Source organism: Halomonas litopenaei (genome assembly GCF_017303055.1).
In the GTDB taxonomy this organism is placed as follows: domain Bacteria; phylum Pseudomonadota; class Gammaproteobacteria; order Pseudomonadales; family Halomonadaceae; genus Halomonas; species Halomonas litopenaei_A.
Genome location: NZ_JAEKJT010000004.1, coordinates 453872 through 479750 on the forward strand (window position 1 = coordinate 453872; position 25879 = coordinate 479750).

Below are 25879 nucleotides of genomic sequence, written 5' to 3' on the forward strand. Positions count from 1 at the left end.
GCACCAGAGCGCCGAGTCAGCACATGTGAGGATTGATATACTTGGCCATCATCACAAGGCGGCGCCATGGATATCCCACATCAGCGGCTGGTCTACTTTCAGGTCACGATCGAAGCAGGGTCGGTGCGACAGGCCGCTGCGCGCCTGGATATTGCCCCGTCGGCGGTCAGCCGCCAGCTGTCACTGATCGAGGATGCGTTGGGCGCTCCGCTGCTGGAGCGCTCGCGCCAAGGAGTGGTGCCGACAGCGGTCGGCGAAATGCTGCTGGATTACTGTCGCCGGCGCTCAGCCCTGGACGACACCTTCAGCGAACAGCTCGACGCCTATCAGCGTCTCGAGACCGGCCACCTGTCGTTGACCGTGGGCGAGGGGTTTGTCGGCGACCTGCTCGACACGCCCCTGCGAACCTTTACCGAGCGCTACCGTGGCGTGCGCCTGGACGTGAATACGGGTAGCACCAGCGAGATCATCGAGGCGGTGATTCAGGACGAGGCCCACCTTGGGCTGATGTACCACGAGCGCGTTCATCCACAGCTGCGCTTCTGGCACTCCAGCCAGCAGCCCCTGGTGGCGCTGGTGTCGCCGTCCCACCCGCTCGCTGGCGCTCGTGAGGCGCTGACCATTGCCACCCTCAGTGATCACCCCATGGCCCTGTGGCGTACCGGCCACGGGGTACGCCAACTGGTGGATGAAGGCTTCAGAGAAGCCGGGCTGCGGCCTCAGGTCAACATGCAGACCAACTCGCTTTCGGTGCTGTTGCACGCCGCACGCTCAGACCTGACGCTGACCCTGCTCCCCGCCTTTGCCGCTGCGCGAGAGCTGGAGGACGGCAGGCTGGTGGCGCTGGAGGTGGATAGTGAACGCTTTCGCCAGGCCCGAGCCCATATCGTCACACGAGTAGGACGACGGATGCCTCGGGCCGGACTTCAGCTACTTCGCCATCTGGAACGCTGGATGCGGGCCTTTTCCTCACGCGTCCCGTAGCGCTAGTACCAGCAGGGCCTCGGCATCAGCCAACCCCATTGCCATACCCCATGGCAACACTGGCGGCATCGGCTGTTTCCACCCAGACGCTTTGAGCGACTGTGTATTCCTTGAGACCTTCGACGCCGCTGGAACGCCCGAAGCCGCTGTCATCGAAACCGCCAAACGGCGACATGACATTGATCGCCTTGTAGCTATTGATCCAGACCGTACCCGCACGCAGGCGGCCCGCCACCCGATGAGCGCGGGCGGGGTCCTGGGTCCACACAGCTCCAGCCAGGCCGAAGCGAGTGGCATTGGCCAGACGCACCGCCTGCTCCTCGTCATCGAAGGGCATGACCACCACCACGGGGCCGAACACCTCCTCCTGGGCAATCGTCATGTCATCGCTGACATCGGCCAATACGGTAGGTGCCAGGAAATAGCCCTGAGCCTCCTCCGGAAGTCCCGCCGGTCGCGTGCCACCACACAGGACTCTGGCCCCCTGACGACAGGCATCGTCAATCATGCTGGTGACGTGACGGTATTGCCTGGCATTCTGGACCGGGCCCATCTGAGTCGACGGCTCAACCGGCAACCCGACCGTTATCTGCGCTGCGGCTCGCGCCAGCCGGGTGCAGACGGCATCGAACACCTCGCGTTGCACCAGCAGCCGAGAACCCGCCACGCAGCTCTGCCCCGCCGCGGCAAAGATGGCCGCCTGAGCGCCAGCCACCGCATCATCGAGCCTGGCATCGGCGAAGACGATATTGGCAGACTTGCCGCCCAGCTCCAGCACGCTGGGCACCAGGCGCTCGGCACCGGCCTGGGCGATCCGACGACCGCTGTCAGGAGAGCCCACGAACACCAGCTTGCTGATGCCACGATGCCCGGTCAGTGCTGCCCCGGTCGTCGGGCCGATGCCGTTGACGATATTGATCAGTCCCTTGGGCAGTCCGCTGCTCTCCAGCAGCTTGGCAATCACCACTGAGGTGAACGGCGTCATCTCGGACGGTTTCAAGACAACGCCATTACCCGCCGCGATGGCCGGCGCCACCTGCCAGGCGCAGGTGAACATGGGCGCATTCCAGGGCGTAATCTGGCCCACCACCCCGTACGGCACGTGCCGAACATAGTTGAGATGGGAGGTCGGCACGGGAATCACTTCCCCATGCTGCTTGTCACACCAGCCTGCGTAGTACTCGAACATCTCGCGGACCTTGACCACCTCTCCGCGACAGTCCCGGATGGGTTTGCCCGCCACCACGCTTTCGAGCTGTGCCAGCGTCTCGTCGTAGCCTCGTAGCGCCCAGGCAGCCTCGGTCATTCTGCGGCCTCGCTCACTGGCACTCAGCGACATCCACTGCTGTTGGCCACGTGCCGCCGCTGTCACGGCCTGTGACACCAGCTCGCTGCCGGCATCCCGGTAAGACAGCAGCGCTTGCCCCGTTACCGGGTCGATCAATTCGATGGCCTCGCCCTGCCCCGCCACCAGATCGCCGCCCACCCAGTTGCTCAGCGGCGTATCAGCTTGCATGTCGAAGGCCTTGAGCAGGGAGTTCAGGCGCTCGATCGCCTCCATGGTCAAACGATTCATTGCGCGTCCTCCTGGGAACCGTCAGCGTCCTGAGCCGAGGCAAGCCCCAGCACGCTATCGGTAATGCGGTTGAAATCAGCGTGGTCGGGTAGCCCGTCCGGGTCGGCATGCCAGCGCGCGACAACCTGCTCCAGCAGGGTAAGCGGCAGCCCGAGATCAGCGGCCGCATCGCGGGCCAAGCGCAGGTCCTTGCGCATCAGCCCAGTGGTGAAGCCTGAATCGAACGAATCGGACTGGATCCACTTAGGAAAATTGACCTCGCTGACGGCACTGCGTCCTGACCCGCTATTGAGCCCTGCCAGGCAGGCAGCCGGGTCGACACCCGCCTTGGCCGCCAGGGCGACCGCCTCGGCGGTGGTCAGCAGGTGTGCGGCACACAGATAGTTGTTGGCCAGTTTGACCACATGGCCGCTGGCTGCCGGGCCAACGTGGGTATAGCGGGCCGCCATGGCATCCAGCATTGGCGCTAGCCGCTCGATGGTCGATGACTCTCCCCCCAGCAGCATGCCCAGACTGCCCGATGCCGCTCCCGCGGGCCCACCGCTGACCGGAGCATCAAGCCACTCCAGTCCCGCCTCGACCACCCGTGGTGCCAGCTCCCGCGTCACCGCCGGGTCGCTGGTAGAGGTGTCAACGATGACGCTGCCCTTAGGCGCCAGCGACAGCAGTCCCGGCGACGCCATGAGCACCTGACGCACGTGGTCTGACGTGGGCAGCGACAGCAGATAGACGTCAGCCGCTGGCAGGCTGTCCGGAGCGGCCACCGGCAGCCCACGGGATTCCAGACGTGCCCGTGCGTCGTCGCTGACATCAGTACCTGTCACATGAAAGCCCGCGGTATGCAGGGTCATGGCCATATTGCCACCCATCTGGCCGAGGCCGATCACGATAATGTTCATGCGTTCTCCTTGTTATGTTGTCGAACAAAGCCCTTGCGCCAGGTCTCGGGCACGCCGGGGGTGGGCCATGCCGTAAACGGCATGGCAACATCACGCTATTGCAGGGAGGCGAGCGCAGTAATGTATCCAGTACTGCCTTAAGACTGGCCCAGCAGGGTGCGTACCAGCGCACACCAGTAGGCCACCCCCAAGGGGGAGAGCTCGTCGTTGAAATCGTAGTGAGGGTTATGCAGTGCCGCGCTGTTCTCGCCATTGCCGAGCCAGATGTATGCCCCGGGGCGCTGCTGCAGCATGAAGGCGAAGTCTTCCGACGCCATCGAGGGCGGCAGGTCCCGATGCACCTGGCGAATGTCCGGCAAGGCAGTCAGCACGTCGGCACAGCGCTGCGCATGGTCGGGGCTGTTGAAGGTGGCGGGATAGCGCGACTGGTAGTCGATGTCTGCGCTGAGACCATGAAAGGTCGCGGTGGCCTCGATGGCCTGCTTGAAGCGGGCCTCGAGCCGCTGGCGCAGTTCAGGATCAAAGCAGCGCACAGTGCCGCACAGCTCCACCGCCTCAGGCATGACGTTGTAGGCATCTCCCGCGTGGAACTGGGTCACGCTCATCACCGCCGTCTGATGCGCCGGCGTCTCGCGACTGACAATACCCTGCAGCTGGTTGACCAGCTGACAGGCAGCCAGCACGACATCCTTGCCCAGGTGCGGCATGGCGGCGTGACAGCCGTGCCCTGTCAGGGTAAGGCGAAACACATCGAAGGCGGCCATGACCGCCGTGTCGTGCACCGCGGCTTCGCCGACCGGCAATCCTGGCCAATTGTGCACGCCGTAGACGGCCTGCATCGGGAAACGCTCGAACAGCCCTTCCTCTACCATGACGCGCCCACCGCCCTCATTCTCTTCCGCGGGCTGGAAGATGAAGTAGACCCGGCCTGCAAAATCGGGAGACTGTGCCAGGCAACAGGCCGCCCCCAGCAGCATGGTGGTGTGGCCATCATGACCGCAGGCATGCATCTTGCCGGGAATACGTGAGGCATGGGGGGCATCACTGGCCTCGTTGACATCCAGAGCATCGATGTCAGCCCGCAGGCCAATCGCGCCATCACCGTCATGACGGCCGTCTACCCAGGCCACTACCCCGGTCCCGCCCCCCAGCCCCGTCACCATCTCGATACCTGCTTCTGACAGGATCTGGATGATGCGAGCGCTGGTGCGATGCTCCTCGAAGGCGGTTTCCGGTTGGCGATGGAAGGCATGACGCCATTCACGCAACAGGTCTGGGGTCACTGTGGTCATGCTGGGTCTCCTCGTTTGCGTTACAGAAGCGCCTGGGCCACCAGCGCAGAGCCGACAAAGGTGCCGGTAAATACCAGCAGCGACACGATGATCAGCTTCCACCCCACCTGACGGAACATGGTGAATTCACGGGGGGACAGGGCCAGACCGGCATATGCCAGCACCGGCGTCACGATCGCCAGGAAGCTGACCGCGGAAAGCTGCTCGACGATCCAGCCGCTGCCGGGGAACCAGGGCAGCGTCATGGCAATACTGACTAGCGAAACCCAGGCCACACCGGGCAGGTAGAACGGCGCAAACCTCGTGATGAGCAGTCCCAGCATGGTCATGGCGTACAAGATCAGCATGCCCGGCAGCGCCTCGAGCAGTGGCGCACCATTGATGGTGTTGCTGATCCAGCCCACCGCGCAGACCACCGCCATGACGATCGCTGTCTGGCCCAGGCGGCGTTCGGGACGTTCATCGTCGCTGACGCTGGGTGCCGGCTCGGCTTCCACGGTGGCCCTTGCGCCAACCGAGGTCGCCGCCCGAGAGCCCGAGCACCACTTGAAGATGCGCTCGGCCATGGGCAGGGCGATGAACAGTGAGATATACAGGCCGGTGGCATAGGTCAGCAGATTGCTGGCGCCAGCGAAGGCCAGCAGTTCATCCTTGAGCTCAGGCAAGGCACCGGCAATCGCCCCGGAACAGGCGGCGACCATACTGCCACTGCCGACGCCGCAGGCCATGGCCAGTGCACGGGGGTCGAAAATGTCGAGAGTGGTCAGATAGCCGGCCATCAACGCAAACCACAGGGTGCCGAACATGGTGCCAACGACGTAGACCCCCATGACACCGATGCCCTCAGGGCCTTTCAGGCCGTACTTGTCCGAGATGATGGCGATGTTGGGCTCGCGCGCGATGGAATAGGTCGCGCCAATGGCCTCGCGGCCCATCTTCAGCACCAGCACCGCAAACGGCATGGCGATCAGCATGGTGCCGAGGTTGCCAAGCTCTTGAAGGATCAAGGCTGGTCCCGCGCTGAGAATCTGCTCGATAGCCGGCCCGATGGTGGAACCAAAGCGCGCAATGAACGGCATGATCGAGAGCAGAATGATCGGCGCGGCGGCCTCGCTCAGCGTGACCGGAACCAGGCGGGACGTGGCAGAAAACAGATGAGGGTTCAGCAGCAGACCGATGATGAACGCGTAGAACAGAGGCAGCAGCAGCAGGGTACCGGGCCCAAGCGGGATCTTGATGATACCGACCACTTCTGAAATCAGCGCGGCAACCGCCACGATGGCATGCAGACGCCAATCGACAAGGAGCGAAAGCTTCATGGAGATGTCCTGTTGTTGTAATTACCGTTGTCATTGCTGATGTCAGCGCTATCGCCACGCACAACGATCACGAGAGCACTGAACCGGGCCGGCAGCCGGCAGCCGCCAACCCCAGTCAATCCGAGTATTGAAGCAGGTCACGATCTAATAAAAGGAGATTTGTGTGCTGTTTTTTAGCTCACGTGAGAGCACCCCACTGTCACAACACTCGCACAGCACTCCCACGGCACTCGCACAGTACTCTCACAGCACCCTGCTGGCGCCACTAAATAGCTTTTAATGATCCAAAAGACAAAATAACTATATTTTCGCTATTCACTCGCAGCTCTTAGGGTAAATGCCATCGGATGGCAAACCGCGGCAGCTCACGTGGCTCCCTCGATACCTGACCGCAATGACTGACAAGGGCTCGAACGATGACAACAAGAACGAGTGACAATACCGACACCCTGGTAGTGGGTGGTGGACAAGCTGGTATCGCGATGAGCGAGCACCTCAGCCAGCTTGGTGTACCGCACCTGGTGCTCGAGCGCTCGCGGATCGCCGAAGCCTGGCGAACCCGACGCTGGGACTCCCTGGTCGCCAATGGCCCTGCCTGGCATGACCGTTTTCCTGGCAAAGCCTTTGATGGCATCGGGCCAGATGACTTCGCCAGCAAGGACGACGTGGCCGCCTACTTTGAAGCCTACGCGCGCATGATCAACGCACCTCTGCGGACTGGCGTCGAGGTTCAGCGGGTCACTCGCCACCAGGGACGCCCCGGCTTCAGCGTCGAAACCTCCCAGGGCACCATCGACGCCAAGCGCGTTGTCGCCGCCACGGGCCCCTTCCAGTGCCCGGTCATTCCGTCCATTGCACCGGATGACGAGGACCTTTATCAGATTCACTCTGCCGACTATCGACGTCCAGAGCAGTTGCCTGCCGGCGCAGTGCTGGTCGTGGGCGCCGGATCCTCCGGCGTCCAGATCGCCGAAGAGCTTCACCAGCAAGGAAGGCGGGTGTATCTCTCGGTGGGCCCCCATGATCGCCCTCCTCGGCGCTATCGCGGACGCGATTTCTGCTGGTGGCTGGGGGTACTGGGGGAGTGGGATGCCGAGGCCATGAAGCCAGGCACCGAACACGTCACCATCGCCGTGAGTGGCGCCGGCGGCGGCAAGACCATCGACTTTCGCTCGCTGGCCCACCAGGGCATCACCCTGGTGGGGCGAACGCGAGACATCACCCATGGCGTTGTCAGCTTCGAACAGGACCTGGCCGATAACCTGGCCCGCGGCGATGCCAATTACCTGGCCATGCTGGATGCCGCAGATGCCTATCTGGCACGCAACGGCATGGACCTGCCGGAAGACCCGGACGCCAGGCAGATACCGGCCACGCCAGCATGCGTCAGCACTCCACTGGCATCGCTCGATCTGGGCGCTGAAGGGGTCACCTCGATCATCTGGGCGACAGGCTTTAGCGTCGACTATCGCTGGCTTGAGGTGGACACCTTCGATGCCCAGGGGCGCCCCCTGCATCAGCGCGGCGTCTCCCGCGAGCCCGGCGTCTATTTTGTGGGACTGCCGTGGCAATCTCGGCGCGGCTCAAGCTTTATCTGGGGCGTATGGCACGACGCCAGACACATCGCCGAGCATATCGCCACGCAACGCAAGTACCTGGCCTACGACGAAGACCGCCGTCAGCATGAACAGGCGTCGTCAGCGCTCCCGGCATCTCCCTGCGCCTCCCGTGACCTGAGGATCAGCTGATGCCGACACACACGCGTATTCGCATGTTCAACACCAAGGACACCTATCCCAACCAGACGCTGGACAACGATCTGTGTCAGGCAGTGAAGGCGGGAAACACGGTCTATGTGCGCGGGCAGGTAGGCACCGATTTCGAGGGCCAGCTGGTGGGGCTCGGGGACCCCGGCGCCCAGGCACAGCAGGCCATGCGCAACGTCAAGCAGCTGCTGGAAGAAGCCGGCTCCAGTCTTGACCATATCGTCAAGACCACCACCTATATTACCGACCCTCGCTATCGCGAGCCGGTGTATCGCGAGGTGGGCCGCTGGTTGAAGGGGGTGTTTCCCATTTCCACCGGACTGGTCGTGGCCGGTCTCGCCCAACCGGAATGGTTGATGGAAATCGACGTGATTGCGGTCATCCCTGACACGCAGGAGTCTCAGCCATGACGTTTTCCATTGCCGGCTATTGCAGCGACACCGGCCAGTTCGGCACCGCGATCAGCTCATCCAGTATCTGTGTCGCCAGCCGCTGCCCCTTTGTCGCGCCAGGCAAGGGCGCGGTCCTGTCGCAGAATGTCACCAATCCTGCCCTGGGCCAGCTCGGCGTGGCGTTGCTGGAAGAGCGCCTGGACGCTCAGGCTGTGCTGCAGCGACTGCTCGAACAGGAAGCGTTTCCCGAGTGGCGCCAGCTGCTGGTCCTTGATGCCAACGGCCATAGCGCCGTGCACAGCGGGGCCGAAACCCTGGGCATTCATGCCACGCGGCAAGGACACCACTGCGTTGCCGGTGGCAATATGCTGGCAACCACTGAGGTCGTGAGCGCCATGGTGGAGGCCTTTGAAGCGCACCGCGGCGAGCTGGCCGAGCGTTTGCTGGCGGCGATGGAGGCCGGGCAGGCCTCTGGGGGAGAGATGGGGCCAGTGCACTCTGCAGGACTGACCGTGACCGACAAGGCTAGCTGGCCTAGCGTGGACCTTCGCGTGGATTGGCACATTGCCCCGCTCACTGAACTACGCATGATCTGGGAGAACTACCGCCCACAGCGCGATGCCTATCTGCAGAGAGCGGCGGCACCACAGGAGTCACCCTCCTACGGCGTGCCCGGTGACCAACGCTGATAAAGCGGACCATGACAGCGGATTAGGACACATCAGGGGGCACATCTGGCGCCCCCCTTTCTTCCACTCACCTGTCTTTTTGTGAACCGCCTTTCTGGCAATGAACCCAACCTGCTGTTGGCGAACCTGCGAGGTCTAGCATGGCTCAAGATGCTGTTGTCGAGTTGCTCGCCGAGCTGGTGGCCATCGATACCACCAGCCACCGTTCCAACCTGCCCTTGATCGCCTTTGTCGAGGACTACCTCTCTCGCCACGGGGTAGACGCGAAGCGGATCACCGATCACAGCGGTCACAAGGCCAATCTGTACGCCACCATCGGACCGTCGGATCTGCCGGGATTGATGCTCTCCGGGCATACCGATACGGTCCCGGTCACCGGTCAGGCATGGACCCTTGCCCCCTTCGCACTGACCGAGCAGGACGGGCGCCTGTATGGCCGCGGGACCACCGACATGAAGGGCTTTCTCGCCGCCGTGCTGGCGGCGGTCCCTGCCATGGTCAAGGCCGACCTGGCGATGCCCTTTCACCTGGCGTTTTCCCACGACGAAGAGGTCGGCTGCCTGGGCGTGCGAACCCTGCTCGCCGACCTCGCCCACCAGCCAGTACGGCCTGCTGCATGCCTGGTGGGCGAACCCACTTCCATGCGCCTGGCCACCGCGCACAAGGGCAAGCTGGCGCTGCGCGTGCACCTGCACGGCAAGGCATGCCACTCGGGGCTCGCTCCACAAGGGGTCAACGCCATCCACGCCGCCGCCCACCTGGTCACCTGGCTGGAGGCGAAGGCCGCCACCAAGGCCTCGGAGGGACCTTTCGACACACGCTTTGCGATTCCCTACACCACCCTCCAGGTAGGCACCATACAAGGGGGAACGGCCCTGAACATCGTGCCCCAGGACTGCCAGCTGGATCTCGAATTTCGCAACGTACCGGCGGACTCCACAGAAACGCTGCTCGGGGAGCTCATGGAGGTGGTCACCTCGCTGGAAGCCAGAATGCAGCAGGGCCACCCCCAGGCCAGCATCCGCGTGGAGCCACTGAGTGACTATCCGGGCCTGTCCATGACCGATGACGACGCCCTGGTCGGCTTCATTCTCGATGTACTGGAAGACCGCCGCCTGGAGCCCATTGGCTACGGCACTGAGGGTGGCCTGTTTCAGCAGGAGCTGGGCATCCCGACCATCGTCTGCGGCCCCGGCAGCATGGCCCAGGGCCACCAACCCGATGAGTTTGTCACCCGTGAGCAGCTGGCTCACTGTGAAGCCTTCCTGACGCGACTGATCCGCGCCATGCAAGACCCCCAGGTCCACGCCCGGCTGGCAACCTCAGGCTGAGCCGGCTCTTCACACTGTCCCAGTCACACAGCCCCAGTCACACTGCCCCAGCACCCGCGCGAACGCAGGCGTCGATCCCGAGGCCAGCGCTGTGGGAAGATGGGGTTTTCTCAGCCATGACAACAGACCATGCGCCCCTTCACCCTCAAGCAATTGCGCTACTTCGTGGTGGCCGGCGAGCTATCGAGCGTCACCCAGGCGGCCAGGAAACTGCATGTATCCCAGCCGTCCATCTCCGCTGCCATCCATCAGATCGAAGAAGCCACCGGACTGCAGCTGTTTGTTCGGCACCACGCCCAGGGGCTGTCGTTGACCCCCACCGGCAGACAGCTGCTGACTCGGGCGCGCCAACTCCTGCGTGACGCCGAGGGGCTGGAAAAATTCGCCGCATCGCTAGGAGAAGAGGTCGGTGGCGAGCTTCGTCTGGTCGCATTCCCCACCTTTGCCCCGCTGTTCTTGCCACAGCTGCTGCGCCAGTTTGCGGACAGGCACCCTGCCGTCAGTCTCTATTGTGATGAGATGACTCAGGTCGACATCGTCAATGGTCTGCAGCAAGGCGACTATGAGTTGGCGTTCACCTACGACCTGGAGATTCCCGACGACATCGCCTTCATTCCCCTCTACCGCTTCCCTGCCTACGCGGTAGTGGCTGAGGATCACCCCTTGAGCGAGAAGGATTGTATTGGGCTGGCCGAATTGGCTACCTACCCGATGGTGCTGCTGGACTGGCCGCTGAGTCGCGAGTACTTCCTGTCGATATTTTCCCACCACCAGCTGCTGCCCCATGTCGCTCACCGTGCCAAATCCATGGACATGCTTCGTGGCCTGCTCGCCAATGGCTTCGGCTTTTCCCTGTTCAACACCCCCATGGGTGCCTTCAGCGCCGCCGACAACGCTCGCCTCAAGGCGTTGGCGCTGGAGGACGATGCCCAACCCCTGACCATGGGCCTGGCCTGCCTGCGTGGCCTGAGACTCTCTCCCGCGGCAGACGCCATGCGGCAACTGGCGCAGGAGATCGACACTATCACTGATGTGTTCGGAGCAAGCAGCGCTGTCACGTCGCGCACCTGAGGTCATCAAGGGGTAACGCCTACGTCCGCTGCCTGCGTCCGCTTCCACGCCCCTTTCTCTGACGCCCTTTTGGATAGGAAAAACTGAAGCTGTCGTTAATTTAATAGTATTTTAATTGATCAACAGCCTGGGGATATGGTGCTTGTACAGCCGGGTAGCGGAGTTGCACGGCCAAGATAACAACACTCCGACCGAGGTACCTTCCCCATGACGGAACATGATCTTTCCTATTGGCGTGACCTGAGCGCAAAGCTTGTCCTGCCCCACGATGCGTTCATCGACGGCGCGGCCACCGCTGCCAGTGATGGCGCGACACTGGTCACCTCCAACCCTGCCACCGGCCACCCCCTGACGGAGGTTGCGGCCTGTAGCGTCGACGATGTGGATCGGGCGGTCGCAGCCGCTCGCACAAGTTTCGAGTCAGGGGTCTGGTCACGCCTCGCCCCGGCACAGCGCAAGGCCACGCTGCAACGCCTGGCGGCACTGATTCGGCAACACCGAGAGGAGCTGGCGCTGCTCGAAACGCTGGATACCGGCAAGCCCATCCGTGACGCCTATGAACTGGATATTCCAGGCGCAGCCGGGTGTTTCGAGTGGTACGCCGAAGCGACCGACAAGCTCTACGGTGAAGTCGCACCGACCGACGGCGACAACCTGGCGACCATTACTCGAGAGCCCATCGGTGTGGTGGCGGCGGTGATTCCCTGGAATTTTCCCCTCGATATCACCGCCTGGAAGCTGGCCCCAGCGCTGGCGGCGGGGAATAGCGTGATTCTCAAGCCGGCGGAGCAGTCTCCGTTGACCGCACTGCGCCTGGCGCAACTGGCCAAGGAGGCAGGCTTTCCTGACGGCGTCATCAACGTACTGCCCGGTCATGGTCATGTCACCGGACAGGCCCTTGGACTTCACCCTGACGTTGACTGTCTGACCTTTACCGGATCCACCGCTACCGGCAAACGCTTTCTCGACTACGCCTCCCGCTCCAACATGAAGCAGGTCTGGCTGGAGTGTGGCGGCAAGAGCCCCAACCTGATCTTTGCCGACAGCGATATCGACGCTGCGGCGAGAGCCGCCGTGCAAGGCATCTACTTCAATCAAGGGGAGGTCTGCTCTGCCAACTCGAGGATTCTCGTCCAACGTGATATCAGGCCAGCCTTCGTCGACGCCTTCGTGGCCGCCGCCTCGCGGTTGGTGGTGGGGGATCCCCTGGACCCTGCGACAGATGTAGGAGCGCTGATCGACAGCGAGCACGCCGCCAAGGTCCGTGGCTACATTGCTCGCGGTATCGAAGAAGGTGCATCCCTCGCCATGGGCACCGCGCCGAGCGGAGACGAACAAGGCGCCTTCGTCGCCCCTACGCTGTTCGTCGATGTGGCGCCCAAGATGACCATCGCCCATGAGGAGATCTTCGGGCCCGTGGCTGCGCTGATCGACTTCACTGACGAAGACGAGGCCGTGGCCATCGCCAACGACTCCATCTACGGTCTGGCCGCCTCCGTCTGGACGACCGATCTATCCCGCGCCCACCGCGTCTCGCGCCGCCTGCGAGCAGGCACCGTCTCGGTCAACACCGTGGATGCCATCGACTTCACCACGCCCTTCGGCGGCTACAAGCAATCAGGGTTCGGGCGAGACCTGTCGCTGCATGCCCTGGACAAGTTCACCCAGCTGAAAACGACCTGGATTCGCCTGTAGCGAGTGTCTTGAGCAAAGGTCTAAAGCAGAGGCCTTGAGCCAGGGTCTTCGCTCCTTCCCATCCACCGCGGGAGGGCCCTGCGGCTTGCTGGGTGCTCGTCTCGGGCGGGCGCCTGCCGAACCATCCACGCTGCGCTCGCCAGCACTCAAATATCTATTCCGAACAAAGGCTTGAAGAACCCTTCTGAAAAACAGCTCCGAATCACAATGTCGAACAACAACAAGAGGATGTAGTGATGCAAACACACTCCCCCACCTCCCACCAGGCAGCGCCATCTGCCTCGGGCTCCTGCCGCAAGGCGCTGGGCCTGAAGTCGTTGATGGCGATCGCGGTGGGCCTGGTCGTCTCCCAGGGCGTCATGGTGATCATGCTCCAGGGCGTCGGCATTGCCGGGGCAGCGTTCCTGCTGCCCCTGGCCATCGCCTGGATACTGGCCATGTGCTACGCCGCCTCGTTCTCGGAACTGTCGCTGATGATTCCCCGAGCCGGTAGCCTCAGTACCTATACCGAGGTCGCGCTCGGTCACTTTCCCGCCATTCTGTCGGTGTTCTCGGGCTACGTGGTCGTCGCCATGTTCGCCCTGTCTGCAGAGCTATTACTGGTCGACTACCTGCTCGGTGTGCTCTACCCCGCCCTGGACAGCACTCACTTCATTGCCTTCGGCATTCTTGGCGCCTTTACCCTGCTCAACCTGATGGGTATCGATGTCTTTGCCAAGCTGCAGAACGTACTCGCCTTCGCCATGGTGGTGGCGCTCACGCTGCTGGGCATCAGTGCGCTGACCGGCGGCGTCGCACCCCATGCCTTCAATGCCAGCCACATCTTCGCCGAGCTTGACCTGGGCAGTGGCGCCTTCAGCCTCATGGCACTGGCGATCTGGGGCTACGTGGGGGTCGAATTTGTCTGTCCGCTCGTGTCGGAAACGCGTGATCCGGTTCGTCATATTCCCCGCTCCATGTACCTGGGGTTGACGGTTATCTTTGCGGTCTTCTCCCTCTACTGTCTCGGCGTCCTGTTCTACTTGCCGCAGGAAGCCCTGCTGGCGGCCGAACTTCCCCACTTGGAATATGCACGCGCTGTCTTCGGAGATGCCGGGCATCTTGTTCTTGCCGTCGCTGCTGTCACCGCCACCTGCAGCACCGTCAACACGTCCTTGGCGTCCATACCCCGTATGCTGCAAGGCATGGCGGAACAGGGCCAGGCCTTTCCCGCCCTTGGCTGGCTGACGAGCTCCACCAGGGTTCCCTGGGTTGCGGTCCTGTTCATTGCAGCCGTCACGGGGCTACCTCTGCTGGTCTGGGGAAGTGACCCTGGCACCGTCGGGCTACTGCTGACGGCGGCGGCGATTGCCTGGCTGATCGCCCACATTATCGCCCACGTCAATGTCATCGCCCTGCGCCGCCGCCACCCCGATGCACAGCGCCCCTACCGCACGCCCTTCTACCCCTTGCCTCAGCTCGTCGGCATTGCGGGCATGGTCTACGCGATCGTCTATGCATCCCCTTCCCCCGACATGACCCAGCAGATCTTCACCAGCGCAGGGGTGGTACTCGGACTGGTCAGCCTTGTGGCCTTGGTCTGGATCAAGGTCGTGATGAAAAAACCCCTCTTCACGCCGGAACCGCTTGACCGAGTCATCAGCCGCTAGAAATAACACCAGAACAGGCCAGGAATGAGGCCAATGCCCTGCCCGGATAGCATCATAAAGGAGAACGACAATGAACAGTTTTCAAGGCTCCCCCTCCCTCGACAAGCAGGACATCTGGGAGAAGGATCGCGATCATTTCACCCACCCATGGACCGACTTTTCCACCTTCAAGGAAAACGGCTCCATGGTCTTTACCAAGGCCGATGGCGTCAGCATCGAAGACGCCGATGGGCGGCGCTATCTGGATGGCATTGGAGGACTCTGGTGCGTCAACATTGGCTACGGCCGGGATGAGATCGCCGACGCGGTGGCCGATCAGATCCGCGCCATTCCTTACTTCTCGACCTTTGGCCACCACACCACGGCACCCGCCGCTCAGCTGGCGGCCAAGCTTGCCGAGCTCGCCCCCGGGGACCTCAACCACGTCTTCTATGGCTGCGGCGGATCGGTGGCCAACGATACCGCGGTAAGGATGATCCACTTCTATTTCAATCAGCTTGGCAAGACCAGCAAGAAACAGATCATCTCTCGAATCGATGGCTACCATGGCAGCACCTACATGGCGATGTCGATTACCGGCGTCAAGTTCGACCATATCGGCTTTGATATCGACGACACCCTGGTACATCACATCAGCTGTCCGAATCCTTACCGGCGCCCTGCGGGCCAAAGCCTGGAGGACTTTTGCGACGAGAAGGTCGCGGAACTGGAAAGCAAGATTCTCGAATTAGGGCCGGACAATGTCGCCGCCTTCTTCGCTGAGCCCATCATGGGCGCGGGCGGTGTCATTGTTCCCCCTGAGGGCTATCACCGCAGAACGCTGGAGGTGTGCCGCAAGTATGACGTCCTGTACGTCTCGGACGAAGTGGTCACCGCCTTCGGCCGTCTTGGCCACATGTTCGCCTCGGAGGACGAATTCGGTATCGTCCCGGACATCATTACCTGCGCCAAAGGGCTGACCTCGGGCTACCTGCCGCTAGGGGCCACGATCTTCTCCGACCGCATCTATGAGGTGATCAGCAAGCCCCAGGCGGACGGCGCCCTGTTCACCCACGGTTTCACCTATTCAGGCCACCCGGTGAGCTGTGCAGCAGGCCTCAAGAACCTGGAGATCATGGAGCGCGAAGGGCTGTGCGAGCACGTACAGGACGTGGGGGCCTACTTTGAACGCCGTATCCGCGAACTGTCAGACCTCCAGATTGTTGGCGATATCAGAGGCCGCAAGTTCATGATGTGTCTGGAAAACGTCGCGGACAAACAGACCAAGGCACTGATCGACCCCGCGGCCAAGATCGGTAATCGCATCGCCGATGAATGTCAGCAGCGAGGCCTGATCGTTCGGCCCTTGGCGCATATGAACATCCTGTCACCGACGTTGATCCTGACCCGAGAGCACGTCGACTTTGTCGCCACCACCCTGCGCGACAGCATCGAAGCCGCCACCGAGTCCCTCAAGGCCGACGGCTACCTGCCCCGCTAGTCCCGGCACCAACCGATAGGCCCAGCATCGCCCCTCTCCGACGTTGATAGCGGCGCCGTCAATGGCAGCGCTATCGATAACCGAGAGGGGCGATGCCGTTGGACCGGTTTAGGGGGAAAGTCATCTTGGGTAAACGTCCTGGGTAAGAGTCCTAGGTAAGACTCACGGCAAATAGCGTTGGGGACAAGTGCTGAAGAAAAGTGCTGGGCGTAACAGTTGCACTGGCCCGACGCACTTCCATCAGCAGACGACAAGCACTCGGGACGAAGGTGTTCCCTGCCATCAACCCTTCAGACAGCCCCCCTTGCCAGCCAACACAACCAATGCAACTTGGCCAACGCAGAGCGTCAATCGCATGAGCAGCGCGCCGTAAACGGGCAACATAGCATAAGGAAAGCGACGACTAACCCAGTCGACAGGTAATGATCATCACGGGGTCAAACGAAGGGAGGAAACAACGAGCATCGTACAAGAAAGGAATGGTGCCGGTGGTCGGACTCGAACCGACACACTGTTTCCAGCGGCGGATTTTGAATCCGCTGCGTCTACCAATTCCGCCACACCGGCAACGGGCGCTGATTATACGTGGGTGACAGCGAACGTCAATTGCTTCAGCTACCTATGCGCGATTCAAGCGCGCATTTGTTGCCCTCTGCGGGTGGTCCAGGTCCCTTGCAGCGCGTCCTGGCCTGTTTTTTTGCCCGTGCCGCCTGCTGGGCAGCAAGTCCACCGGGCCGCGCATAGGGGTGGTGGGTGCACGCGTACAGGCTCAACGGCTTCGCCCAGGGTGACCAACCACGTGAATGGCTGCAACGAAGCCGCCTTGCTATTGGACAAGCCCTGAGTGGACAAGCCCTGAGAGGACCAGCCCTGAGCTTGTCCAACAGCGACGTCTTGGCCAAAGATGGCTCGCCCCGGCGGCTTCGACCTTGGTAGACTGCCGCCGCCCTGCGTCAGGTTAACAATGCGTAAGTCTCCATCAACAACAGAACCGGCGCCGCTTGACCGCGCTGCTGATCCGTACCCCTGATCAGCCCCCTAGGCAGCGCTTCGCGAAGCACCTGTCGCGTCCTGCCGAGCGTATTTGAGGAGAAAGGAATCTGCCATGGCCGATACCCGCAACGATGCTGTTCCCCATCCGTCCGTCGCCAGCCGTATAGGCCTGGTGCTGGGCCCGCTGCTTCTGCTGCTCACGTTGATTCTGCCGCCTCCGGGCGATATGTCCCACGCCGCCTGGGGCTGTGTCGGCATCGCATTGCTCATGGCCAGCTGGTGGTCGACCGAGGCGATCCCCATTCCGGTGACATCACTGATTCCGCTGGTACTGGCACCAGCGCTGGGCATTGGTGGCATCAAGGATATCGCGGCTAGCTATGCCAATCCGATCATCTACCTCTTCTTGGGCGGCTTCCTGCTGGGCATCGCAATGCAGACCTGGAACCTGCACAAGCGCATCGCCCTGCATGTGCTCAAGGTGGTCGGCAGCGAGCCACGCCGCCAGATTGCCGGCTTCATGATCGCCACCGGCTTTCTCAGCATGTGGGTCTCCAATACCGCTACGGCCATCATGATGCTGCCGATCGGCATCTCGGTGCTCAGCCTGATGGAAGATTCCGATCCCAAGGAACTGCGGCGCTTTGCTACTGCGCTGCTGCTGGGCATCGCCTACTCCGCCAGCATCGGTGGCGTTGCAACGCTCATCGGAACGCCGCCCAACGCCTTGCTGGCCGGCTATCTGGCAGAAGACCGCGGCATCGATCTGGGCTTTGCACAGTGGATGCTGGTCGGCGTGCCGATCAGTGTGGTGATGATGGCTCTGGCCTGGTGGTGGCTGTCCCGCAAGGGCTTCGCGCTGAATATCGGCCAGGGAGACAGCGACAGTCTGATTCGTGATCAGCTCGCCGACATGGGCCCCATGAGCTCGGCCGAGCGCCGGGTGGGCCTGCTGTTTCTGGCCGCTGCCGCGCTGTGGATCGTTCGCCCGCTGCTCAATGACATGGGTGCGGACTGGCTGTCGGACACCACCATCGCCATCGTCGCCGGCATGGCCCTGTTCCTGATCCCGTCCAAGCGCCAGCCCGGCGAAACGCTGATGGTATGGGAAGATGCGGTGAAGCTCCCCTGGGGCATTCTGCTGCTGTTCGGCGGCGGCCTGGCGCTGGCCGGTGCCATCAGCAAGTCAGGACTTGCGGAGTGGATCGCCAACCAGCTTGCCATCCTCGGCGCCCTGCCTACGCTGGCGATCATCGGTGGCGTCGTACTGGTCATCATCTTCCTGACCGAGGTCACCTCCAATACCGCCACCGCAGCGGCGTTCCTGCCGCTTCTAGGCGCATTGGCCATGTCGCTGGACATTCCCGTCATGCTGATCACCGTGCCGGCCGCCATCGCCGCCAGCTGTGCCTTCATGATGCCTGTGGCGACGCCTCCCAATGCCATCGTGTTCGGTACCGGCCACATGCAGATTCAGTCAATGATTCGCGCCGGTTTTGCACTGAACCTGATCAGCACCGTACTGGTGACGCTGATGGCCTACGGCTTGATCCTGCTGCTCTGGTAACGCAGAGATGATCACCGTTTCCTGACGTGGCGGTCAGGAAACGGTATCCTTGTGCGCCTTTGGCATTCGATCTTCCTGCCTGACGACTTGCGAACCTCCATCTTGTGAATCCCCATGCAGCGCGCTGACTTTCACTTCGAGCTCCCCGAGGAGCTGATCGCCCGTTACCCCTCCGACATCCGCAGCGACTGTCGGCTGCTTTGCGTCGATGGCGCCAGTGGCCAGCTTGACCATCGTCGCTTCCCCGACCTTGAGCAGTTGCTCGAGCCAGGGGACCTGCTGGTGTTCAACGATACCCGCGTCATCCCCGCGCGGCTGCACGGCCACAAGGCCAGCGGCGGCAAGGTCGAGATGCTGCTCGAACGCCCGCTGGATGCCCATCGCGGGCTGGTGCACCTGCGCTCCAGCAAGTCGCCGAAGCCGGGCACGGAATTGATCTTCGAAGGTGACATCAAGGCCGTGGTAGAGGGACGCCACGACGCTCTGTTTGAGCTGCGCTTCCTCGGTGATACGCCGATGATCGCGCTGCTGGAGCAGCATGGACACATGCCGCTGCCACCCTACATCACTCGCGAGGATGAGCTGTCCGACCGGGAGCGCTATCAGACCGTCTACGCACGTCGCGACGGCGCTGTCGCGGCGCCGACCGCAGGCCTGCACTTCGACGAGCCACTGCTCGAGCGTCTCGCAAGCCGTGGCATCGAATCGGCCTACGTGACCTTGCACGTCGGTGCCGGCACCTTCCAGCCGGTGCGCGTCGACAATATTCACGAACACCACATGCACAGCGAGTGGATCGACGTCAGTGACGAGACCTGTGCCAAGGTGCGCGCAGCCAAGGCAAGAGGCAACAAGGTGGTGGCGGTGGGTACCACCAGCGTTCGTTGCCTGGAAACCGCCAGCGCCTCGGGCGAGATCGCGCCGCTGTCAGGCGACACGGATATCTTCATCTACCCGGGTTATCAATGGCGTTGCGTCGATGCCCTGATCACCAACTTCCACCTGCCTGAATCGACCCTGCTGATGCTGGTGTCTTCCTTCGCTGGCTACGATAACGTCATGGCGGCCTATCGAGAGGCGGTCAAGCAAGGCTACGCCTTTTTCAGCTACGGCGACGCCATGCTGCTGACGCCGACACCCGCGGCACTGAAAGCACAAGACTGATACAGCACAACGGATACGGCAGAACCGCGTTACGCCCCACAGGGGCACGGAGAGACCCATGCGAGAGCAATGTTTCATGCACTTCGACCACCTGGCCAGCGATGGCCGGGCACGCCGAGGCCGCATCACCTTTCCCCGTGGCACCATCGAGACACCGGCCTTCATGCCGGTAGGCACGTATGGCACGGTCAAAGGCATGACCCCCTCTTCGGTGGAAGAGATCGGCGCCGAGATCATCCTTGGCAATACCTTTCACCTGTGGCTGCGCCCGGGTACCGAGGTCATCGAAGCCCACGGCGACCTGCATGACTTTGCCCAGTGGGACAAGCCGATCCTGACGGACTCCGGCGGCTTTCAGGTCTTCTCCCTGGGAGAAATGCGCAAGATCACAGAGCAAGGCGTGCACTTTCGCTCGCCGGTAGACGGTGCCAAGGTCTTCATGGGACCGGAAGAGTCGATGGCAGTGCAGCGCTCGCTAGGCTCTGACATCGTGATGATCTTCGATGAGTGCACGCCCTACCCGGCCACCCATGCCGAAGCCAAGGCCTCCATGGAGATGTCGCTGCGCTGGGCCCAGCGCTCCAAGGATGCTCACGGCGAGTCACCGTCGGCGCTGTTCGGCATCATCCAGGGCGGCATGTACCCGGACCTGCGTGAGGCGTCGCTGAAAGGCCTCAACGACATTGGTTTCGACGGCTATGCCATCGGCGGCCTGTCAGTGGGTGAGCCCAAGGAAGAGATGATCGAGGTCCTCGATTATCTGCCCGACTGGATGCCGGCAGACAAGCCGCGCTATCTGATGGGCGTCGGCAAGCCCGAAGACCTTGTCGAAGGCGTTCGCCGCGGGGTCGACATGTTCGACTGCGTGATGCCAACCCGCAATGCGCGCAATGGTCACCTGTTCACCAGCGAAGGCACGGTGAAGATCCGCAACGCCAAGCATCGCCATGACACTCGTCCGCTGGAAGACGACTGCGACTGCTACACCTGCCAGAACTTCTCACGGGCCTACCTGCATCACCTGGACCGTTGTGGAGAGATGCTCGGTTCGATGCTCAACACCATCCATAATCTGCGTCACTATCAGCGCCTCATGGCTGGTTTGCGCGGTGCTATCGAAGCGGGTACATTGGCTGACTTCGTGGAAGGGTTCTACGCCAGGCGTGGCCTGCCGGTTCCCCCCGCCCCGAATTGATACATCGGTCGGCAGTTGCCGGCCGCTTGCTCCTGCTTTTCCCACGACTTACGGAGACCGTCGTACATGTTGGACTTCTTCATCTCCCCGGCCCAGGCCCAGGATGCCGGCGCCGCTGCCGGTGGCGGCATCGCCCAGATTGTGATGCTGGTCGGCTTCGTGCTGATCTTCTACTTCCTGCTGTGGCGCCCCCAGGCCAAGCGGGCAAAGCAGCACAAGCAGCTGATCGGCGGCCTCTCCAAGGGTGACGAGATCGTCATCGGCGGCGGCCTGATGGGCCGCATCACCCGGGTCAGCGAAGACAGCGAATTCCTGGCCATGGAAATCAGCGAAGGCACCGAGGTCAGCGTTCAGAAGAATGCCGTGGCCGCCGTGCTGCCCAAGGGCACGCTCAAGTCCATCTGATTGGTGCTCTTCCCCACCCCGGATCCCATCCGGTCGGTGGGGATGCCCCATGCTGACGCGGGGCGAGCCGATCGGTCGGCTGTCGCGCGTTGGCGAGGCAGCCGCACCCGTCGCCTCGGAACCTTGCAGTCCCATCTTGTTTGATCCTGCGATGTTCCCTCATTTGTCAGCAACCTGAGGGCAGAGCCCCGATGCTCAATCGTTACCCTTTGTGGAAGTACCTGCTGATTCTAGTGGTGCTTCTCGTCGGCCTGGTCTACTCCCTTCCCAATCTGTTTCCTGAAGATCCCGCGGTACAGATCAGCAGTGATCGCGGCGACCTGAGCCTTTCCGAGTCTCAGCAGCGAAGCCTGGAGCAGGCGCTTGCCGACGCCGATATCGAGATCAAGCAGGTCGAGCAGGAGCCCAACAGCCTGCTGATTCGCCTGCGTGATGCCGAAGACCAGATTCCCGCCCGCGACCTGATCAGCCAAGAGCTCGGCGAAGATTTTGTGGTCGCCCTGAACCTGGCAGAGTCCACCCCGGATTGGCTCGCCTCGCTGGCAGCCTCCCCGATGACTCTGGGCCTCGACCTGCGAGGCGGCGTGCACTTCCTGCTCGAAGTCGACATGGATGCCGCGGTCAGCCAGCGGCTGGAAGTGAATGCCAGCGCGATGCGCGAAACCCTGCGTGACGAGCGCATTCGCTATCGCAATACCGAGATCGACGGTCGCACCATTTCGCTGGACTTCATGAACGCCGAAGACCGCGATGCTGCCGAGACCCTCATTCGTCAGGAATTCCCCAACCTGCAGTATCAGGATGTCGATCGCGAGCGCGGCGCCGCCCTGGCCATGACCCTGACCGATGCCGCCGTCGATGAAATCCAGGACTATGCGATCAATCAGAACCTGACCACGCTACGCAACCGCGTCAATGAGCTGGGCGTGGCGGAGCCCCTGGTCCAGCGCCAGGGCCCGGATCGCATCGTGGTTGAGCTGCCTGGCGTCCAGGATACCGCCGCGGCCAAGCGCATCGTCGGCGCCACCGCCAACCTCGAGTTCCGTCTGGAGGCACGTACCGACACCCCCTCCAACGAAACCGAGGCACTGCCCTTCCGCAACGAACCGGCCCGCAGTGCAGACCTGATGCGTGACGTCATCATCACCGGCGACAGCGTCTCCAGCGCCAGCCGTGGTTTTGATGAAAACGGTCGCCCCCAGGTCAATATCAACCTGGACGGCACCGGCGGCACACTGATGAACCGCGCCACTCGCACCAATATCGGGCGCAACATGGCGGTGGTGTTCATCGAGCACAAGACCCGCGACCGCACGGTGATGGAAGATGGCGAGCGGGTCACTGTCCGCGACCCGTACACCGAGCGCGGTATCATCAGCCTGGCCACCATCCAGAGTGCCCTGGGCAACAGCTTCCGCATCACCGGGCTGGACAGCCCCACGGAAGCCGGGGAACTGGCCCTGCTGCTGCGCTCCGGCTCGCTGGCCGCCCCGATCTACTTCGCCCAAGAACGCACCATCGGGCCGAGCCTGGGCGCCGACAACATCGAACGCGGCATGCTGTCGGTCCAGATCGGTCTGTTGCTGGTCGTGCTGTTCATGCTGATTCGCTACAAGGTGTTCGGCATCATTGCCAACGTCGCCCTGGCGCTCAACCTGACCATGCTGGTGGCCGCCATGTCGATGCTCGGCGCCACTCTGACGCTACCGGGTATCGCCGGTATCGTGTTGACCCTGGGTATGGCCGTCGATGCCAACGTGCTGATCTTCGAACGTATTCGCGAGGAACTGCGTAACGGACTGTCGGTCCAGCAAGCCATCCACGCCGGCTACGAGCGCGCGTTCAGCTCCATCGTCGACGCCAACATCACGACGCTGCTGGTGGCACTGATCCTGTTCTCCATTGGCACCGGGCCGGTCAAGGGCTTTGCCGTGACCCTGTCACTCGGCATCCTGACCTCGATGTTCACCGCACTGCTGGTCACCCGCGCCATGGTCAACCTGATCTACGGCGGCAAGGCGGTGAAGAAGCTATGGATCTAAGCCCATGTCCACTCGCACACAACGGGGAGAGGGTATGAATCGCCTCACCAACCTCCAACTCGACTTCATGGGTCAGCGCAAGATCGCCTTCAGCCTGTCGGCGATCCTGATCCTGGTGTCACTGGTATCACTGGTGGTTCAGGGCCTTGCCCTGGGCCTCGACTTTACCGGCGGCACCCTGGTCGAAGTCCGCTATGCCAGCGCCCCGGCCCTGGACAGCGTGCGCGCAGCGCTGGAAGGCGCTGGTTTCAACGACGTCTCGGTGCAGACCTTCGGCGCCGCCAATGAAGTGCTGATCCGTCTGCAGCAGACCTTTGAAGCCAATGTGGGTGAGCAGGTCGTTGGCCTGCTCGCCCAGGGCGGTACCCAGGTGGATCTGGTGCGCGCGGAATTTGTCGGCGCCCAGGTGGGCGACCAGCTGCGTGACCAGAGCGGCCTTGGCATGCTCGTCGCTCTTGGCGTGGTCATGCTCTATGTGGCCTTTCGCTTCCAGTACAAGTTCGCGATCGGCGCACTGCTGGCCCTGGTCCACGATGTCATCATCGTGATTGGCGCCTTCTCGCTGTTCCAGCTGGAATTTGACCTGACCGTACTGGCCGCCGTGCTGGCCGTCATCGGCTACTCGCTGAACGACACCATCGTGGTCTACGACCGCATTCGCGAAAACATTCGCAAATCGCGGATCGACGACATGCCGGCGATCTTCAACGAAGCCATCAACCAGACCCTGGCGCGCACCCTGGCCACGTCCGGCACGACCCTGCTGGTGCTGATTGCTCTGGCCTGGCTGGGCGGCGACATGATCCACAACTTCTCCGTTGCCCTGCTGATCGGCATCGGTGTCGGTACCTTCTCATCGATCTACGTGGCAGCAGCGCTGTTGCTCAAGCTGAAGCTCCAGCGTCGCGATCTGATCCCCGAGAAGAAAGAAGACGCCGAGGAAGAGCAGCTGCCCTGACAGTGGCTTCCTGGCAGCCTCTTTCAGGCAACTGTGCCAGGCAGCTCTTTCACGCAGTTCTTTCACGCAGTTCTTTCACGCAGTTCTGGCTGGCCCCGCCGTGTTTCACGGCGGGGCTTTTTCATGTCTGCGGTGTTTCCGCAACAGCTCCCCTACAGGGCTGCGATACGTCAGGAAACATGAAAATATGCGGTATCGCTTGCCCTGCAGACGACCACCTTTCATGCTTAGCCCCTACCCTTTCGCCTTGATGAGGCCGCATGTTCCTGCTGATCGCCTTTGCCGTACTCTCCATTGGTGCGTCCTTCCTGTGCTCCGTGCTGGAGGCAGCACTGCTGTCACTGACACCGAGCTACATTGCACGGGTGCAGGAAACCAATGAACGGCTGCACCTGAAGCTGAATGCCCTGAAGCGCGACATTGACCGCCCCTTGGCTGCCATCCTGACCCTCAACACCATCGCTCACACCGTCGGCGCTACCGGCGTCGGCGCTCAGGTGACCGTGGTCTTCGGTGAAGCCTGGCTGGGTATCGCCTCGGCCCTGATGACGCTGGCCATCCTGATCCTCTCGGAAATTATTCCGAAGACGATTGGCGCCAACTACTGGCGCCAGCTGTCCCCCTGGCTGCCTCCTATCCTCAACACCATGATCCTGGTGCTGAAGCCCTTCATCTGGCTATCCGAGCAGATAACCCAACGCATTGGCGGCAACGCTGCCGATACCGATATGCGCGGTGAAATCAAGGCGCTGGCCCGCATCGGCCTGGATGAAAAGGCCCTGGATCCGGATGAAACTCGCACCATCACCAACATCCTTAACCTGCACGAAATTGCGGTCAGCAAGGTCATGACGCCACGCACCGTGTGCGTGACGGTTCGTCCAGGGCTTACCGTGGCGGAGTTCGAGGAAGAGCTGGTGCGCTCTCCCTTCACTCGCTTCCCGGTGATGGATGGCGGCGAACAGGCCATCGGCTATGTGCACAAGGCTGACGCCTACCGCGCAGACGAAGACCACAGCATGAAGGACATCATGCAGGATGCCCCTTCGGTACAGGCAGATGACAGTGTCGAAACCGTCTTCACGATGATGCTGAAAGACCGTCAGCACCTGGCGGTGGTCTACGATGACCATGGTACCTGGGTGGGACTGATCACCATGGAAGACGTGCTGGAGACAGTGCTTGGACAGGATATCGTCGATGAAACCGATGATGTCACCAACATGCGCAAGTACGCCAAGCAGCGCTGGACCCAACGTCGTCAGGCGGACTCTGAGAGACACCGGCAGGTCGACCCCAACCCCTCCTGATGCCACCAGGGGTGTTCATCGTTGCGCAACATGCCGTGCCATCGATGCCACCCCACTTCGGGCACTATTTGCGATAACATCTCCATTGAAAATGATTATCAA

At 62.2% G+C, this 25879-nt stretch carries 20 protein-coding genes and 1 tRNA gene; 16 read left to right on the forward strand and 5 right to left on the reverse strand.

The window, feature by feature from the left end; all coding sequences use genetic code 11:
* Nucleotides 1-66: 66 nt before the first annotated feature.
* Nucleotides 67-984 (forward strand): LysR family transcriptional regulator, encoded by a 918-nt coding sequence (locus JF545_RS09405; RefSeq protein WP_206941524.1) that lies wholly within the window; start codon nucleotides 67-69, stop codon nucleotides 982-984.
* A gap of 25 nt (nucleotides 985-1009) precedes the next feature.
* On the opposite strand, the gene JF545_RS09410 is transcribed toward JF545_RS09405, so the two are convergent.
* From JF545_RS09410 to JF545_RS09425, 4 genes are all read right to left on the reverse strand, one after another.
* Nucleotides 1010-2560: an aldehyde dehydrogenase family protein gene (locus tag JF545_RS09410; protein ID WP_206941525.1), complete on the reverse strand. Its 1551-nt coding sequence runs from the start codon at nucleotides 2558-2560 to the stop codon at nucleotides 1010-1012.
* Nucleotides 2557-3459, reverse strand: coding sequence for an NAD(P)-dependent oxidoreductase (locus tag JF545_RS09415; RefSeq protein ID WP_206941526.1), 903 nt, complete (start codon nucleotides 3457-3459; stop codon nucleotides 2557-2559). The genes JF545_RS09410 and JF545_RS09415 overlap by 4 nt, the downstream gene beginning before the upstream one ends.
* Before the next feature lie 137 nt (nucleotides 3460-3596).
* A complete protein-coding gene (locus JF545_RS09420; protein WP_206941527.1) occupies nucleotides 3597-4751 on the reverse strand; it encodes a M20 aminoacylase family protein in 1155 nt (384 codons plus the stop codon).
* Nucleotides 4752-4771: 20 nt separating this feature from the next.
* Nucleotides 4772-6070, reverse strand: coding sequence for a DUF3100 domain-containing protein (locus JF545_RS09425; RefSeq protein WP_206941528.1), 1299 nt, complete (start codon nucleotides 6068-6070; stop codon nucleotides 4772-4774).
* A gap of 416 nt (nucleotides 6071-6486) precedes the next feature.
* Between JF545_RS09425 and JF545_RS09430 the strand changes: the two genes are divergently transcribed.
* The 8 genes from JF545_RS09430 to JF545_RS09465 all read left to right on the forward strand — a co-directional run bounded on the left by JF545_RS09430 (nucleotide 6487) and on the right by JF545_RS09465 (nucleotide 16143).
* Nucleotides 6487-7818, forward strand: coding sequence for a flavin-containing monooxygenase (locus JF545_RS09430; protein ID WP_206941529.1), 1332 nt, complete (start codon nucleotides 6487-6489; stop codon nucleotides 7816-7818).
* A complete protein-coding gene (locus JF545_RS09435; RefSeq protein ID WP_206941530.1) occupies nucleotides 7818-8246 on the forward strand; it encodes a RidA family protein in 429 nt (142 codons plus the stop codon). The genes JF545_RS09430 and JF545_RS09435 overlap by 1 nt, the downstream gene beginning before the upstream one ends.
* Nucleotides 8243-8917 (forward strand): DUF1028 domain-containing protein, encoded by a 675-nt coding sequence (locus tag JF545_RS09440; protein ID WP_206941531.1) that lies wholly within the window; start codon nucleotides 8243-8245, stop codon nucleotides 8915-8917. The genes JF545_RS09435 and JF545_RS09440 overlap by 4 nt, the downstream gene beginning before the upstream one ends.
* A 140-nt stretch (nucleotides 8918-9057) precedes the next feature.
* On the forward strand, nucleotides 9058-10248 hold the full coding sequence (gene argE / locus JF545_RS09445; protein WP_206941532.1) for an acetylornithine deacetylase: 1191 nt from the start codon (nucleotides 9058-9060) through the stop codon (nucleotides 10246-10248).
* 129 nt (nucleotides 10249-10377) lie between these two features.
* Nucleotides 10378-11319 carry a LysR family transcriptional regulator gene (locus tag JF545_RS09450; RefSeq protein WP_206941534.1) on the forward strand — a complete coding sequence of 314 codons (942 nt, stop codon included), beginning with the start codon at nucleotides 10378-10380 and terminating at the stop codon, nucleotides 11317-11319.
* A 207-nt stretch (nucleotides 11320-11526) separates the two neighbouring features.
* The gene (locus JF545_RS09455; RefSeq protein WP_206941535.1) at nucleotides 11527-13014 is read left to right on the forward strand and encodes an aldehyde dehydrogenase; all 1488 of its coding nucleotides are present in this window, start codon (nucleotides 11527-11529) and stop codon (nucleotides 13012-13014) included.
* Nucleotides 13015-13250: 236 nt separating this feature from the next.
* Entirely contained in the window at nucleotides 13251-14663 is a 1413-nt protein-coding gene (locus JF545_RS09460) for an APC family permease (protein ID WP_206941536.1), read from the forward strand.
* A 70-nt stretch (nucleotides 14664-14733) separates the two neighbouring features.
* Entirely contained in the window at nucleotides 14734-16143 is a 1410-nt protein-coding gene (locus JF545_RS09465; RefSeq protein ID WP_206941537.1) for an aminotransferase, read from the forward strand.
* A gap of 480 nt (nucleotides 16144-16623) precedes the next feature.
* Here JF545_RS09465 and JF545_RS09470 read toward each other — a convergent pair.
* Nucleotides 16624-16710, reverse strand: a tRNA-Leu gene (locus JF545_RS09470).
* 538 nt (nucleotides 16711-17248) lie between these two features.
* Here JF545_RS09470 and JF545_RS09475 point away from each other — a divergent pair.
* From JF545_RS09475 to JF545_RS09505, 7 genes are all read left to right on the forward strand, one after another.
* Nucleotides 17249-18703, forward strand: coding sequence for an SLC13 family permease (locus JF545_RS09475; protein ID WP_206941541.1), 1455 nt, complete (start codon nucleotides 17249-17251; stop codon nucleotides 18701-18703).
* 114 nt (nucleotides 18704-18817) lie between these two features.
* The gene (gene queA / locus JF545_RS09480) at nucleotides 18818-19867 is read left to right on the forward strand and encodes a tRNA preQ1(34) S-adenosylmethionine ribosyltransferase-isomerase QueA (RefSeq protein WP_206941543.1); all 1050 of its coding nucleotides are present in this window, start codon (nucleotides 18818-18820) and stop codon (nucleotides 19865-19867) included.
* 76 nt (nucleotides 19868-19943) lie between these two features.
* Nucleotides 19944-21062 carry a tRNA guanosine(34) transglycosylase Tgt gene (gene tgt, locus JF545_RS09485; protein ID WP_206941812.1) on the forward strand — a complete coding sequence of 373 codons (1119 nt, stop codon included), beginning with the start codon at nucleotides 19944-19946 and terminating at the stop codon, nucleotides 21060-21062.
* A gap of 66 nt (nucleotides 21063-21128) precedes the next feature.
* Complete coding sequence (gene yajC, locus JF545_RS09490; protein ID WP_206941545.1) at nucleotides 21129-21467, forward strand: preprotein translocase subunit YajC; 339 nt, start codon at nucleotides 21129-21131, stop codon at nucleotides 21465-21467.
* A gap of 191 nt (nucleotides 21468-21658) precedes the next feature.
* Nucleotides 21659-23509 (forward strand): protein translocase subunit SecD, encoded by a 1851-nt coding sequence (secD, locus tag JF545_RS09495; RefSeq protein ID WP_206941547.1) that lies wholly within the window; start codon nucleotides 21659-21661, stop codon nucleotides 23507-23509.
* Nucleotides 23510-23543: 34 nt separating this feature from the next.
* Nucleotides 23544-24467 (forward strand): protein translocase subunit SecF, encoded by a 924-nt coding sequence (gene secF, locus JF545_RS09500; RefSeq protein WP_206941549.1) that lies wholly within the window; start codon nucleotides 23544-23546, stop codon nucleotides 24465-24467.
* A gap of 260 nt (nucleotides 24468-24727) precedes the next feature.
* A complete protein-coding gene (locus tag JF545_RS09505; protein WP_206941557.1) occupies nucleotides 24728-25777 on the forward strand; it encodes a CNNM domain-containing protein in 1050 nt (349 codons plus the stop codon).
* Nucleotides 25778-25879 lie beyond the last annotated feature (102 nt).

What these genes read in the sequence shown, in the direction of transcription:
- JF545_RS09405 (WP_206941524.1), top strand. Translation starts at nt 67, where the DNA reads ATGGATATCCCACATCAGCGGCTGGTCTACTTTCAGGTCACGATCGAA.
- JF545_RS09410 (WP_206941525.1), bottom strand. Translation starts at nt 2,560, where the DNA reads ATGAATCGTTTGACCATGGAGGCGATCGAGCGCCTGAACTCCCTGCTC.
- JF545_RS09415 (WP_206941526.1), bottom strand. Translation starts at nt 3,459, where the DNA reads ATGAACATTATCGTGATCGGCCTCGGCCAGATGGGTGGCAATATGGCC.
- JF545_RS09420 (WP_206941527.1), bottom strand. Translation starts at nt 4,751, where the DNA reads ATGACCACAGTGACCCCAGACCTGTTGCGTGAATGGCGTCATGCCTTC.
- JF545_RS09425 (WP_206941528.1), bottom strand. Translation starts at nt 6,070, where the DNA reads ATGAAGCTTTCGCTCCTTGTCGATTGGCGTCTGCATGCCATCGTGGCG.
- JF545_RS09430 (WP_206941529.1), top strand. Translation starts at nt 6,487, where the DNA reads ATGACAACAAGAACGAGTGACAATACCGACACCCTGGTAGTGGGTGGT.
- JF545_RS09435 (WP_206941530.1), top strand. Translation starts at nt 7,818, where the DNA reads ATGCCGACACACACGCGTATTCGCATGTTCAACACCAAGGACACCTAT.
- JF545_RS09440 (WP_206941531.1), top strand. Translation starts at nt 8,243, where the DNA reads ATGACGTTTTCCATTGCCGGCTATTGCAGCGACACCGGCCAGTTCGGC.
- argE (WP_206941532.1), top strand. Translation starts at nt 9,058, where the DNA reads ATGGCTCAAGATGCTGTTGTCGAGTTGCTCGCCGAGCTGGTGGCCATC.
- JF545_RS09450 (WP_206941534.1), top strand. Translation starts at nt 10,378, where the DNA reads ATGCGCCCCTTCACCCTCAAGCAATTGCGCTACTTCGTGGTGGCCGGC.
- JF545_RS09455 (WP_206941535.1), top strand. Translation starts at nt 11,527, where the DNA reads ATGACGGAACATGATCTTTCCTATTGGCGTGACCTGAGCGCAAAGCTT.
- JF545_RS09460 (WP_206941536.1), top strand. Translation starts at nt 13,251, where the DNA reads ATGCAAACACACTCCCCCACCTCCCACCAGGCAGCGCCATCTGCCTCG.
- JF545_RS09465 (WP_206941537.1), top strand. Translation starts at nt 14,734, where the DNA reads ATGAACAGTTTTCAAGGCTCCCCCTCCCTCGACAAGCAGGACATCTGG.
- JF545_RS09475 (WP_206941541.1), top strand. Translation starts at nt 17,249, where the DNA reads ATGGCCGATACCCGCAACGATGCTGTTCCCCATCCGTCCGTCGCCAGC.
- queA (WP_206941543.1), top strand. Translation starts at nt 18,818, where the DNA reads ATGCAGCGCGCTGACTTTCACTTCGAGCTCCCCGAGGAGCTGATCGCC.
- tgt (WP_206941812.1), top strand. Translation starts at nt 19,944, where the DNA reads ATGCACTTCGACCACCTGGCCAGCGATGGCCGGGCACGCCGAGGCCGC.
- yajC (WP_206941545.1), top strand. Translation starts at nt 21,129, where the DNA reads ATGTTGGACTTCTTCATCTCCCCGGCCCAGGCCCAGGATGCCGGCGCC.
- secD (WP_206941547.1), top strand. Translation starts at nt 21,659, where the DNA reads ATGCTCAATCGTTACCCTTTGTGGAAGTACCTGCTGATTCTAGTGGTG.
- secF (WP_206941549.1), top strand. Translation starts at nt 23,544, where the DNA reads ATGAATCGCCTCACCAACCTCCAACTCGACTTCATGGGTCAGCGCAAG.
- JF545_RS09505 (WP_206941557.1), top strand. Translation starts at nt 24,728, where the DNA reads ATGTTCCTGCTGATCGCCTTTGCCGTACTCTCCATTGGTGCGTCCTTC.